6 protein-coding genes, 1 tRNA gene and 1 CRISPR repeat array are annotated in these 13,220 nt (G+C 60.2%); of the genes, 2 read left to right on the forward strand and 5 right to left on the reverse strand.

The features are described from left to right. Positions 1-252 precede the first annotated feature (252 nt). Positions 253-1,359 (forward strand): Holliday junction branch migration DNA helicase RuvB, encoded by a 1,107-nt coding sequence (ruvB, locus tag NW863_RS01270; protein WP_414363955.1) that lies wholly within the window; start codon positions 253-255, stop codon positions 1,357-1,359. Between the two features lie 58 nt (positions 1,360-1,417). Here the strand turns inward: ruvB and NW863_RS01275 are convergent, their stop codons facing one another. Next, entirely contained in the window at positions 1,418-4,117 is a 2,700-nt protein-coding gene (locus NW863_RS01275; RefSeq protein ID WP_414363956.1) for a phycobilisome rod-core linker polypeptide, read from the reverse strand. A 242-nt stretch (positions 4,118-4,359) separates the two neighbouring features. Between NW863_RS01275 and NW863_RS01280 the strand changes: the two genes are divergently transcribed. Further along, positions 4,360-6,477, forward strand: coding sequence for a glycosyltransferase 61 family protein (locus NW863_RS01280; protein ID WP_414363957.1), 2,118 nt, complete (start codon positions 4,360-4,362; stop codon positions 6,475-6,477). 5 nt (positions 6,478-6,482) lie between these two features. Here the strand turns inward: NW863_RS01280 and NW863_RS01285 are convergent. The 4 genes from NW863_RS01285 to NW863_RS01300 all read right to left on the reverse strand — a co-directional run bounded on the left by NW863_RS01285 (position 6,483) and on the right by NW863_RS01300 (position 13,146). Then, positions 6,483-6,566: transfer RNA gene (locus NW863_RS01285), tRNA-Leu, on the reverse strand. 43 nt (positions 6,567-6,609) lie between these two features. After that, positions 6,610-8,580, reverse strand: a complete 1,971-nt coding sequence (locus NW863_RS01290) for a tetratricopeptide repeat protein (protein ID WP_414363958.1) — start codon at positions 8,578-8,580, stop codon at positions 6,610-6,612. 280 nt (positions 8,581-8,860) lie between these two features. Continuing rightward, positions 8,861-10,482: a CRISPR direct-repeat array (repeat unit 36 nt; unit sequence GGTTCCCCTTCGGGGGGATCCCTAGAAATTGGAAAC). Between the two features lie 56 nt (positions 10,483-10,538). Further along, a complete protein-coding gene (crtH, locus tag NW863_RS01295) occupies positions 10,539-12,104 on the reverse strand; it encodes a carotenoid isomerase (RefSeq protein WP_414363959.1) in 1,566 nt (521 codons plus the stop codon). Positions 12,105-12,201: 97 nt separating this feature from the next. After that, positions 12,202-13,146 carry an ABC transporter permease gene (locus tag NW863_RS01300; protein ID WP_414363984.1) on the reverse strand — a complete coding sequence of 315 codons (945 nt, stop codon included), beginning with the start codon at positions 13,144-13,146 and terminating at the stop codon, positions 12,202-12,204. Between the last annotated feature and the right edge of the window lie 74 nt (positions 13,147-13,220).

Below are 13,220 nucleotides of genomic sequence, written 5' to 3' on the forward strand. Positions count from 1 at the left end.
GAATGCGCACAACTTCCCGCTGGACTTGGCGGCGGTGGAAGTGGCGCCGGCCATCCGTGGCTAATCCACTCCTGACCGAGTAGACTAGTCCTTCTTAAGTCCCCTGGCAGACGCTGGGGGATTTTTTTCTTCTACTGCCCCCTCCAATCTTTCTACCCAGGTGAGAGACCAAAATCGGCAAACGGTTTACCAGGATCTTTCCCCCAGTTTTTTACAGTTAGAGTAGGGCTATTGCATCTGCGGGTAAAGGATATGGCAATCATTTCTTCTCGGGCTGCGGGGGCTGAGGATCCCGGGCAGCGGCAGCAAAAGAGTTCTTCTCGCAGAAGAGAGTCGAAATTGGCTTTTGCTAGGGCGGAAGGGCTACTGCAACCGCAGGCTCACCCCGGCGAGGCTCAGGAAGAATCCCTCCGCCCGCGCACCCTGGCCGAGTATATCGGCCAGACGGAGCTCAAGGAAGTGCTCTCCATCGCTATTGCAGCAGCCCGCGCTCGCGGGGAGCCTTTGGATCACCTGCTGTTCTACGGCCCGCCCGGCTTGGGCAAAACCACGGTGGCTGCTGTGCTGGCGGCGGAGATGGGATCCCGCTTCTACATGACCACGGCGCCAGCGCTGGAGAGCCCCCGCGACATTGCTGGCTACCTAGTGCGCCTCAAGCGGGGCGATGTGTTGTTTATCGACGAGATCCACCGCCTGCCCAAGGTGACTGAGGAATTGCTCTATCCGGCAATGGAGGATTTTCGCCTCGACATTACCCTTGGCAAAGGTCGCTCTGCCCGCATCACCTCCATACCCCTGGAGCGCTTTACCCTCATTGGGGCCACCACCCGCATTGGCGCTCTGACTTCGCCGCTGCGGGATCGCTTTGGTCAGGTGCAGCGGCTGCGCTTCTACGAGCCTGACGAACTGGCGGAAGTTGTGCTACGCAGCGCTCGCCTCCTAAACACCTCCATTGATCGCGCGGGAGCTGAGGAGATTGCTCGCCGCTCCCGAGGCACACCGCGCATTGCCAACCGCCTCCTGAAGCGAGTGCGCGACTATGCCCAGGTGCGGGGGAATGGCCACATCAGCCGAGAAGTGGCAGCCGCTGCTCTGGAGTTGTTCCAAGTAGATCCTATGGGACTGGACTGGACGGATCGCAAGTTGCTGACCCTGCTGGTGGAGCAGTTTGGCGGCGGGCCGGTGGGCCTGGAGACAATGGCGGCAATAACCGGCGAGGATCCCCAGACGATTGAGGAGGTGTACGAGCCCTACCTGCTGCAGATTGGCTACCTGCAGCGTACGCCAAGGGGCCGTGTGGTTACCCCTGCCGCGCTACGACATTTGGGCTATGAAGCCCAATCCCCTCTGCCTTTGTGAAGCTAATCGTTTTCCCTCACCGCCAGCCCCTCTCCCGCAAGAGGAGAGGGGAGTTGATCTAGCTGCGATCGTTTTTCCCCACCGGGCTAAAGCTGGGTACCACCAACTCTTTGTTTTGCTTGGTGAGGCGGCCATACAACTCCTGGGTGTTGGGGAAGTTGGCCGCCGGCAAGGTGGGGAAGCGGCGATAGGGTACCGTGTCCTCGCCAAAGAGATCCCGGTACTCCTGGGTGTTGAGCAAGGCGCGGACAAAGGCCTTCAACCCCTGAGTGGCCAAGATCTGGTTGTATTTGCGGATCTCCTGCTGGTTTAGGGGTGCGCGGCCCAGGAAATGCTTGGTGCCCAACTCGATCACCTTGGTGTTGGGATAGGGAGCGTAGAACTCAGAGCGGTACAGTTCAGAACACCCCAACGCCTCGATGAACTCCTTGACGGTGATCTCGCCATTGCGCAGCTTGGACTCGGCGGAGCTCAGCTCCGCGCTGATATTGTAGATGTCCATGTCGCGCTCGAAGATCTGGCGGTAAGCAGCGCGGATGAGGTTGTTGACCTCGGCTTTGTTGGCCAGGCTGGTGAGCTTGAAGATGGGCACCTCTTGGCGCACCTTGGGCACCCCTTGCTGGACTCGCCGCTGGATTTCCAGCTCGCCGGAGGGTTTGTCCTGGGGCTGGCCCAGCTTGACAAAGAGGGGGATATCGTCGTCGGTGCGGATAGGCCTGGTAACCACAGCCATGTCGCTGGATCCAGGGCGCATCCGCCGCAGGGCCAGACCGCCGGGGGTGAGGTAGCGCTCGTAGGGCACGATGTCTTCCCCAAAGACCTGCTGGTACTCTTCACTGTCGAGGATGGTATCCACCACCGCGTAGAAGCCCTGCTTGGAGGCAATGTCAAACAGCCGGTTCATCTCCTGTCGGCCGTAGGTGGGCCGGCCCAGCAGCTTGCGGTGGATAAACTCGATGGCCTTGCAGACGTAGAGGCTAGACCAGTACTTGTTGCGGAAGAGATCCGACTTGGCCAACTGGCGGACAAACTCCTTGACCGTAATCTCGCCCGACTCCAGCTTGATCTCCCAGCGGGTTAGCCGTTGGCCTTCGTAGGGCACATAGCCGTACACCTGCTGGTAGCAGGCGCGGATGACCGCTTGCGTCGAGACTTCGCTGCCAACAACCCCTGCCCGCACTCCCAAACGCCGGCTGCGATCGCGAGGGGTTTGGGTAAGCTTGAAGACTTTGGGGCCAAGGCTACCGGGATCCCCTGCCGCCTTGGGGTTGGTGCGGGCATTGGTGAGCGCAAAGCCGCGCCGGATAAGAATGCGCTTGACATCCTTGCTGAAGGGAGCGGGACTGGCCTTGAGGGAGCGAGTTTCTTTGGGGAAGATGGCGCCAAATTGGATCTCCAGCGGGTCGTTGCCGACGCCGTAGGCGTGCTGATCCGGCAAGGGGCGATTGTAGCGGGCAAAGAGGGTGATAAATTGGGGCACCTTGCGACGGGGGGCAGCGTAATTGTAGAGGTCGAACTTGGGCCCCCAGTTGGCGCTGGTCTGCGCTTCCACCCCCAGCTTGCGCAGGTAGGGTACCGTCTCCTCACCGAAGTAGTCGCCGTACTCGCGGCTGTCCACCAGCGCATCCACCAGCCCAGCTAGGCCCTTGCTGGAGACGATGGAGAAGTAGGTCTGCACCTCCTCGCGGGTCTCTGGGGCCCGCCCCAGGAAGTGGCGGAAGGCCAGCTCCACCACACGGCTGTTGATGTAGGGCTCGTAGAACTGCTTGCGGTAGAGTTCGGATTTGCCCAGGCGGCGGATAAACTCCTTCATGGAGATCTCGCCGTTTTTGACCTTTGACTCCAGGTCGGCCAGCTTGAGGCCATAGGCACGGCGGATATCCCGCTCGAACACCTGCCGATAAGCCGCTTTGATGACCTCTTCTTTCTCAGCATTGGAGAGCCCCGGCTTCATGGCAAAGACGGGCACTTTTTCTGCGGCCAAGTTGTAAACCTGGGGTAACTGTAGCCCTTGCAAGGGCAGGCCATCGGCGGTGCTGGCGTTGCGCTGCCGTAGCTTGTCGGAGGGAGCAGGGGCAATGAACTCGCTCAGGAGCACATCAAAGTACTGGTTGATGATGGCCACCGCCTCGGCATCTTTGCGGAAGTAGCTGGCCGAGGCCCGCTTCATCTCCTGGAGGGCGACAATGGTGGCCTCAGCAGAGCAGGCATTTTCGATAATCTCCCGCAGGCCACGGGTGTTGACGACGATGATACTGGGATCCCCAGCCACCAGGGCATAGGTGACGTAGCGCAGGAACCAGCTCAGATCCCGCAGCGACTTGCGCATGTTGGCGGCGCCGTAGCGGGGGATGTTAATGGGACGGAAGTTGGGTGGGATCTCCACGCCGCTGGCGCTAAAGAGGTTGCGGATAGCCTCCAGGAAGCCACCGGTGGATTCCACGTAGAAGGCGGTGCCTAGCTTAAAGGCTTCCTTCTCGTCCTGGGTGGCTTCTGGCCGCTCCAGATAGGCCATGGGCGAGCCCCCCGTGAAGATGCGGTTGGCCGCTCGGCTGACGATGATTTCGGAGTTGGCCGCGATCACTTGGGCAATGTCCAGCCGTTTCAGGCCGCTGGAGAAAAAGTCCTCCAGGCGATCCAGCTCGGTGCGGGCCAGATAGCGATCCTGTTGTTCCGCCTGGGAGATGGTCGAGAGGGGCACAGTTTGGTAAAGACGGGGGCTGGAGACGACTGCGCCACCGGATGCGTTGATACCCATCGGTCTCTTAAACTCCGTTTTATTGAAAAACTGCCAATAAGGGCCAGGGACGATGCCATAGGACAGAGGCTGACCCATGGACTCAACTAGACCGGTCCCACGTTCCTCTCGGAGCTGGGGAGGAATGGACGCCGGATCCCTGAGGGGGAAGCCAAGCCTAGAATACTAGGGGGATGCGCCCAGAGGGGGGAGGTTGTTGCAGTTTGTAACACTCGTTCTCATTTGCCTTCTCGTCGAAAACCATGGCCTCCAACCCTCCTCCGCACCTTCCCAACTCCCTGCTGGTGGACTGGGAACAGGGATGCTACAGCTCTGTTGCTGAAGGTTTACAGCGGCAGCTTGAGCAGGGATCCCAAGAGCCCCTGCTGTATTGGTGGCTGGGATCTGCCTACCTGCTCCTGGGGCAGGAGCTAGAAGCCCAGCTCACTTGGCAGGAGGGTCTGGCGCTCCTAGGGGCCGAAGGGGTGGCCGAAGCTGAGGCTACCCGCTGCTGGGCAAGGGGACTGCAGGAGCTGGCAGAGGGGCTGTGGGAAAGGGGGCAGTGGCCGCAGGCGGCGGCTTTGTATCGGCAGTTGCTAGAAAGTGGCGCTGCCCCAGAGGCGGCGTTGGCGGCCCATCGCCTTGGCCTAGTCCAGGAGCGGAGCCGACTGTGGCTAGAAGCAGCAGAGTGGTTTGAAGAGGCCTGCCGCCGGGATCCGACGGCCACGGAGAGCTTTTGGCGCTGGGGCCTGGCCCTGCTCAAGCTGGGCCGGTTGCAGGAGGCTCTCTCCCCTCTCCAGGAGGCAGCGAGGCTAAGGCCAGAGTGGGGGGATCCCTGGGTGCAGATGGGCCTGGCTTGGCTGGATCTGGGGGAGCTGGAGCAGGCGGTGGCCTGCTTTCAGGAGGCAGCGGCGCGGGGCACCAAGACAGCAGAGCTCTACAGCTACTGGGTAGAGGCTCAGGTGCGGCGGAATGACCCGCAGGGGGCTTGGGAGAAGTTCCGGCAGGCGCTGGCTGCCGAGCGGGAGTGGCTACAGGCCTGGTGTGAGGGCAGCGGCAGAGACAGTCGGCTGCGGCTGGAGCTGGAGCAGGCCCTGCAGGGATCCCCGGGCAGCCTTTGGCAGGAGCGGTACCGGGCCTGGCAGCAGCGCTGGCTCCCTGCGCAGGCAACCCTTCCTTCCCCAGCCTGCCAGAGCCCACCGTCCGGTTCTGGCAACCCCCTGCCAGTGCCCAGCCAGGGTTACCTCACCACCCGGCAGTGGCACCAGGCCACCGGCGAGGGCAGCTACCAGGTGGTGGATCCAGAAGGGGTTCTCTGTCTCCAAGCTCCTCCTACGGCTGACCCTGCCATTGGGCAAAAATTGCGCTCGCAGCGGATCCCCTTGGCCGAGACCTTTGTCGCCCAGATTCCGCAGGGATCCGTGCACGTGGGCCACTATCCCCGCCACCTCTACGCCAGCTTTGCCAGCGCCGTGCTTACCCGTAGGGGTGAGTTGCTGGCCGATGTCTCCCCCAGCTTGCCGCCGCCGGAGTTTCTCGACTGGGACTGGAAGCCAGAGCACCTGGAGCACCACCCCGTCTTGGACCTACCCCACCTGGGGCCGCCAATTTTGCTGGAGGGCTCTGTCGCCCTCTTGCCCCTGGGGGCAGTCAACTACTTCCATTGGATGGTGGACATTCTGCCCGCCCTCGATCTGCTACGCCGCTCCGGCGTCCTCGAAAAGGACATCCCCCTCTTGGTTCACGGCTACCAGGGCAAGCCCTTTCAGGTGCAAAGCTTAGCTGCCTTGGGGATCCCACCAGAGCGCCTCCTTAGCTTTGAGCAGGCGGGGGGATCCCACCTGCAAGCGCAGAACCTGATTGTGCCCTCGCTGGCGGGGCCGGTGGGGTGTCTAACCCCCAGGGGCTGGAAAGTGCTGCAGCAACTGGTTCCGCGAGAGCAGGCGGCGGGGCTGCCGCGGCGGATCTACATCAGCCGTCGAGCTGCTCGCTGGCGGCGGGTCATCAACGAGGCAGAGGTTCTCGAGGCTTTGCGCCCCTGGGGATTTGTGCCCGTGCAACTGGAAGCCCTTTCTCTAGCCGAGCAAATAGCCTTGATGCAAACAGCAGAAGCAGTCATTGGCATCCACGGAGCGGGCCTGACCAACCTTGCCTTTTGTCAACCTGGGACTCTTGTAGTTGAAATCTTCCCCCGCAATGCCGTGCTCCCCTACTTCTGGAGCCTTGCCCAGGTGGTGGGACTAGACTACTTCCCCCTGCTGGCTCCAACCTGCGACCCAGCCCTGGTGGCTCTACTGGCTAGCCCAGAGTTGGATCGGGAGGATGCCTGGGTGCCGATCCCGGACTTGCTGAACCTGCTTGAGCAGACAGGGCTGCGTTGAATCTATGGGATCGGAGGGACTCGAACCCTCACGTTCTTGAAGAACAACGGATTTTAAGTCCGTAGCGTCTACCATTCCGCCACGATCCCTGGAGTAGCCGTACTACTCTACCAAACTCCCTGCTGTGGGGAGCTAGGAGCCTTCCATAGGGAGAGTATGGCATGTTGGCTGCTGGCAGACAGCCTGGTGCAAGAAATGGGCCAGGGCTGCCACGCAGTCTCGATCCTCAAAGAGCAGGTCGCGCCGCTGTTGGATCTGCTGGGAGATTTGCTGCCGAAATTGGGGATCCGTTCCCAGTTGGACAGCCAACTCTTCGTAGCGCTGGAGGTCTTGAGCAATTAAGAGATCAAGGCCCATCCTTTTGAGGATGGCATAGGTGTGGCGGCCCCGCAGGAACCGGCCAGCGCAGGTCACTACAGGCAAGCCGGCAGCAACGGCTTCCAGGGTGGTGATCCCGCCCGACCAGCCGTAGGAATCCAGCATAATATCGGCGCAGCGGTTGAGATCCAAGTAGTCTTGATGATCCAGTTGGGGCAAGATCAAGCAGTGGTCTTCCGCAGAAAGGCCATAGGCGGAGAAAGTTCGGGAAAGACGCTGCCAAAAGTGTTGGGCAATGGCAGCATTGGGCAAGGCCAAGAAGACAAATTGAGCGTTGGGCACTCGCTGGGTAATGGCGGCAAAAAGATAGTCATATTGGGGCAGATACTTGCCCAGGTATTGACAGGTAAGATAAACTACTGCGTCTTGGCGCAGGCCAAAATCCCCACGATGACGCTTTTGCTGAGGTAAAACGGGCTTTTCAAAACAAGTACCCAGGCGGGGCAGCCGAATTAGGGTTTCGCTGTAGTGAGCCTGCCCATCTTCGGGCTCCATCAGGTCGCTGGAGAGAAAGTAGTCAATGGTTGAAAGTCCAGAAGTTACAGGATGGGCCCAGGTGGAGCATTGCACTGGGGCTAGCCGCAGAGATGCCAGTTGCGAAATCAGGGGAGAAAGGCCAATTTCCAGATACACCAAAACATCGAGCTGATCCTGCAGAATTTGACGGGCGGCGTCTTCAAAGCCAGTGGGAGTGTGGCGAAATACATCGGCATACTGGCGATATTGCTCTGTCATGAAGTCGGTTCTAGGATCCAAATGGTAGGCAAACACCAGAAAAGGCCACTGGGAGCTCGCCTTTAAGTACTTCACCCACCCCAAAGAGAGACGGCTGTAGGAGCAGGCGCGCATCGAGGCCGAGACAAAGCCAACGCGAATGGGATCCCCTGGCCGAGCCTGCCGGGGAAGAGAGTGCCAATTGGGGTAGCAAGATTTCACGATGCGCTGCACAAACTGAGCGTATTTTTTCTGCAGCTCCAGGTCGTCGCAGCCCTGGTACTGCAGATGGTGGGGCGTTCCCCAGCTTGACCCTAAAAAGGCAAGCCGCCGCTGCTCTTGGGTGTCCAAGGGTGTCTCCTCAATGAGGCGATCCAGGTGTTCTACAAAGCGAGAGCGAAATCTATGCAGCTCTTCCTCATCCTGATAGAGGGCGGGCAAATAGAGATGGTAAAGCCAGCGAGCTACCACCAAATTGGGATCCAAAGTCCACGCCTTTTCCAGGTGAGCCAGAGCCGCGCTGTGTTCCCCTTGCTCACGATGGGCCATTCCCAGATAAAAATGCACCTCAGCCCAAGGGATCCCTGCTGCCGGATCTGGATTTTCTAACAAGGAGCTAAGCAAAGGGATCGCCTCTTGATGGCGGCGTAGGTTAACAAGAATTTTGCCGGCTTGCAAAGCAGAAAGGTAAGCCTTGGGATTGAGGCTCAGACTCTGCCGATAGCAAGATAGCGCCTTTTCCAGTTGCCCCAAAGATTCATAGACAACGCCCAGGTTGTGATGATAGAGGGCTACGCGGGGATCGAGCGCAATGGCCTCGGCAATCAAAGCAGCCGCCCATTCCCCCTCTCCCCTGGCATGAGCCACCGTCCCCAGCAGGTGCAGGGCATCAGCTTGATCCGGAAACTCCGCCAGAATTTCCGAGTAAATGGCTTCCGCTGTTCGCAAGTCGCCAGCCTGCTGGGCCTGGATCCCGGCCAGAAGCTTACCCGTGGGGGTGAGATCCGACATCGACAACGAGGGAAGCTGGAGATCTTCCCCCACTATAGGCGCTTCAGCCCCCTGAGGCTCATGTTGTCAAAAGCACACAAAAACGGTATCAGCGGCTCTGCGAGCGCCTCGCCAACTCCCGCAAAGGCCGATTCTTTCGTTGACCCGCTCGATGCCTTGCGCCACAAGGCTTTCAGGCCTCTTGCCCCCCCTCTTTCAGGCCCTTTTTTGCCGTCTTCGACCGACCCCCTCGCAAATGGGCCTTGCATTCCTTGCCCCACTTGGGTTTAATAGGGATAGAGGTTCCCCTTCGGGGGGATCCCTAGAAATTGGAAACCACTGAGTACGGGTTGACCCAGTGGGTGTTGCACCTGAGGGTTCCCCTTCGGGGGGATCCCTAGAAATTGGAAACAGCAGGACCGTCCCGGCCCGGGCTGTTCGAGCCGCGTCCCGGAGGTTCCCCTTCGGGGGGATCCCTAGAAATTGGAAACCGTCAATCTGCACGACGACGTGGTCGTCGTTGAGGTGCAGGGTTCCCCTTCGGGGGGATCCCTAGAAATTGGAAACGACACGTATAATCTGTGACATTTGCTGTCTCCTAAAGGTTCCCCCTTCGGGGGGATCCCTAGAAATTGGAAACGGGGATCCATGCCCCACCACAGCCCATATCGTGATATGCAGGTTCCCCTTCGGGGGGATCCCTAGAAATTGGAAACTCCGACCAACCCACTAAGTTCGAGCTGATGCGTATTGGATGGTTCCCCTTCGGGGGGATCCCTAGAAATTGGAAACAGTCTAGAGCCTCTTTGACGGCGCTGGTGAACTCGGTGGAGGTTCCCCTTCGGGGGGATCCCTAGAAATTGGAAACCCAATAGTTGCAGGGTGCGGGCCGTAAAGCGGCTCAGGCCGGTTCCCCTTCGGGGGGATCCCTAGAAATTGGAAACTTGAAGCGTTTTGCTAGATCCAGATAGCTTCAACAGTAATGGTTCCCCTTCGGGGGGATCCCTAGAAATTGGAAACGACGGGTCGATAACCCACTTCACCGGGTCCAAATACGGTTCCCCTTCGGGGGGATCCCTAGAAATTGGAAACGGTGTCGCCGCCGTCTAGGGAGGATCCGTAGGTGGCGGGGTTCCCCTTCGGGGGGATCCCTAGAAATTGGAAACGCAGAGCGACGCATCCTGAGAAGACCTTCCGCTCTTTCGGTTCCCCTTCGGGGGGATCCCTAGAAATTGGAAACTCTTCTGGTATGGTCAACGTCGTGTAGAGCGGCGAGGGTTCCCCTTCGGGGGGATCCCTAGAAATTGGAAACCCCTTAAAGGGGAAGTCGATGACTGCGTCGACGCCGCAGGGGTTCCCCTTCGGGGGGATCCCTAGAAATTGGAAACTTATGGAGTCCTCAACGAATTGGTTGAGAACTTCAATGGAGTTCCCCCTTCGGGGGGATCCCTAGAAACTGGAAACAAGTCTTTTGCGTCCAGTTCGTACTTTCTTAGGATCTCAATGGAAGTTCCCCCTTCGGGGGGATCCCTAGAAATTGGAAACGTAGGAATCCCCCTGCGGTAGGCGAGGCCTGGTCAATGGTTCCCCCTTCGGGGGGATCCCTAGAAATTGGAAACTTCCATCTTACCCTCCTTAGAGGGGGCTCTACCCAATGCCCGTTCCCCCTTCGGGGGGATCCCTAGAAATTGGAAACCCAGTGACCTTATCGAGCCCTTCTATCTCATCCTTGGCAAAGTTCCCCCTTCGGGGGGATCCCTAGAAATTGGAAACCCTGCGGTGACCCGCAGGGCATAAACATTGCCCCCCTGGGGTTCCCCCTTCGGGGGGATCCCTAGAAATTGGAAACACCAACCAGCCTCGGAGCTCCGGCTCCTGCTGGCTAATGGTTCCCCTTCGGGGGGATCCCTAGAGAGTGGAAACTAAGAGCAACAAACAAAAGCCCCCGCGTTGGCGGGGGCTACTTCTTGGAGGGATCCCTAGGAATTGGAAAGGTCTACAGCTACCCGGTGGGCGCAGGCAAACCCGGAGAAGGCGACGGCGTTGAGGCCTTGACCGGGGAAGGTGCTATCGCCCACGCAGTAGAGGTTGGGAATGGCGGTGCGGTTGAAGGGCATGCCCAAGAGGCCCCAGGGAGTGCCGCGAGGGATGGGGCCGTAGGTGCCGTTGACGCGGCCCAAGAAGCGGCGGTGGGTGCGGGGAGTGCCCACCTCCAGCAGCTCAATGTGGGATCCCAGCTCTGGCCAGAGGGCCTCCAGGCGGCGGATAAGGCGTTTGGCTGCCGCTTGTTTTTGCTGCCGGTACTGCTCCGGGCCCAAGCCCTGCCAGGTTTGCATCCAACTGGGGGTAAAAGCGTGGACGATGTGGCAGCCCGGCGGGGCCAGCTCCGGATCCAAGAGGGTGGGAATAGAGACAAAGATCGTGCCCTGCTCCGCCTCCAGGTCTTGCCAATCTTCTAGAAGAATGTGGTGACAGTAGCGCTCGCCAGCCAGGGCCTCAGCCCGCACCCCCAGGTGCAAGCTTAAGAAACTGGGGGATTGCTGATAGCGGCTCTGCCAGCGCCGCTCCGCCGCCAGCAGGGATCCAGGCCAGAGGCGCTCAAAGGTATCCCAGCGGGTGGCATTGGAGATGATCTTGCGGGCAAAGAGCTTTTCCCCTCTGGAGAGCTCGACGCCCACGGCGCGGCCCCGTTCTTCCAAAATCCGCCGCACTGGCGCCCCGTAGCGGATTTGCCCCCCACAGGCCTCTAGCCCCTGGGCCAACTTCTGGGCAATCTGCCCCACCCCTCCCTTGGGGTAGTTGACGCCGCCGTAGTGGCGATCACAAAACACCATGCCGGCGTTGATCATGGGCGTGCGATCTGCCGGCACCACCGACCAGCAGTAGCACTCCATATCCACAAAGCGCCGCAGCGCCGGATCCCGTAGGTAGCGCCGCGCCACCTGGCCCACATTCACCGGCAAGTAGCGGGCCAAGGTCAGGCAGGCGCGGGGGTTACCGACAAAAGAGCGCCAGAGATAGCCCCACTCCTCCAAAGAGAGGAGCTCCATGGCGTTGAGGCTGTTGAAGATAGGCCAGAAGCTGTCGTAGAAGCGGCGGATGCTGCCCGCTTCTTGAGGGAAATAGCTGGCTAGCTCCTGCAAAAACTGCTCGTAGTCCCGGTGCACACGCGGGCTAAGCCCCTGGGGCAGGTGGTAGGCAATCTGCACCGGGTCAGGGATGGATTCCAAAGACTGGCCCACAGCAGCCAGGGCGCGGGTGAGCAAGTTGGTGGTACCTTGAGTGCCCAGGCCAAAGATCATGGAAGCCCCGACATCAAAGCGGTAGATCCCGTTGCCGTTGGGATCCGGACGCTCGAAGTAGCCAGCGCTGCCACCAGGAATGAGGTATTTTTCCAACACCAACACCTGGTAGCCTTTGGCCGCCAACTGGGTGGCCGCCACCAGCCCGCCGATCCCAGCGCCGATGACAATGACATCCCAAACAGAAGAGGGAGAAGCGGGAGTGGCTGTAGCCTGAGGTCGAGAAGAGAGCGTTTGAGTCAAGGGATCCTTACTAGTGCAATGCCAGTATCTCAACCTAGCAGAGCTTGCCAGCAAGCGGCGCAGGGCACTTGGGCAATCCCTTGGAGCTCGCAACGATTCAGAGCAGGTCTTTGAGGCCGCGGCTGCCAGCATAGCGGCTGTAGGCGTAGATTAACCCCAGGCTTAGCCCAGTTACCAGAAAGCTAAGGGCCGCTCCAAAGGGGTAGTCCAGGCTGGCGCCAAACTGCATCTGAATGACATTGCCAATTAGCAGGGTCTTGCTGCCCCCCAGCAAGTCCGGTACCACGAACATGCCCAGCGCTGGGATGGCCACCAGGATCAAGCCCGCCGCCAGCCCCGGCAGCGTTTGGGGAAAAAGCACCCACCAGAAGACCTGCCAGCCGTTGGCGTAGAGATCCCGGGCTGCCTCCGCCAGGCGCCAGTCAATGCGCTCCACTGCGGTGTAGAGAGGCAAGACCATGTAGGGCAAAAAGGTATAGACCATGCCCAGGTACACGGCCAGCCAGCTGGGGTAGAGAGCCGTCTGCGGTGGGATCCAGCCTAGCCAGGCGGCCAGGCGAGCTGGCCACCCTTCTGGCGCCAACACCACCATCCAGGCGTAGGTGCGAATCACTAGGTTAATCCAAAAGGGCACCACCACCAGCGTCAGCAGGAGATCCCGCTGCTGGGGCGGGTGGGCGGCAATAAAGAAAGCCAGGGGATAGGCCAGCAGCATACAGAAGAAAGTGGTGACGGCCGCCACCACCAGGCTGCGACCCAGGATCTGCCAGTAAATGGGCGTCCACCCCAGGGGGCCGTAGCCGAGAATGCGCAGGTAGTTGGCCAGCGTCAGGGGCAGTCCCACCTGGCCAAACTCGCCGCGGCTGAGAAAGCTGCAGGCCAAGAGCAGCAGTCCCGGCAGCACCAAAAACACCACCACCCACAGCACCCCCGGCCCGGCAAAGATGAGGCTGTGCAGCAGCTCCTGCCAGGGGGAGAGCAATTCCCCGGCGCGCACCTGGGCACGCTGGCCAGAAGAAGGGATCCCTGGCCATCTCAGCATGGGGGATCCTCCTGCCGGGGATCCGGCCGCAGGCGCACCAGGCTCTTGGGGGGCAGGTGGGCCACCAGCGCCTC

Origin of the sequence: Synechococcus sp. B60.1, from assembly GCF_047462555.1 — a bacterium.
Lineage (GTDB): Bacteria > Cyanobacteriota > Cyanobacteriia > Thermostichales > Thermostichaceae > Thermostichus.

What these genes read in the sequence shown, in the direction of transcription:
- NW863_RS01275 (WP_414363956.1), bottom strand. Translation starts at nt 4,117, where the DNA reads ATGGGTATCAACGCATCCGGTGGCGCAGTCGTCTCCAGCCCCCGTCTT.
- NW863_RS01290 (WP_414363958.1), bottom strand. Translation starts at nt 8,580, where the DNA reads ATGTCGGATCTCACCCCCACGGGTAAGCTTCTGGCCGGGATCCAGGCC.
- ruvB (WP_414363955.1), top strand. Translation starts at nt 253, where the DNA reads ATGGCAATCATTTCTTCTCGGGCTGCGGGGGCTGAGGATCCCGGGCAG.
- NW863_RS01300 (WP_414363984.1), bottom strand. Translation starts at nt 13,146, where the DNA reads ATGCTGAGATGGCCAGGGATCCCTTCTTCTGGCCAGCGTGCCCAGGTG.
- NW863_RS01280 (WP_414363957.1), top strand. Translation starts at nt 4,360, where the DNA reads ATGGCCTCCAACCCTCCTCCGCACCTTCCCAACTCCCTGCTGGTGGAC.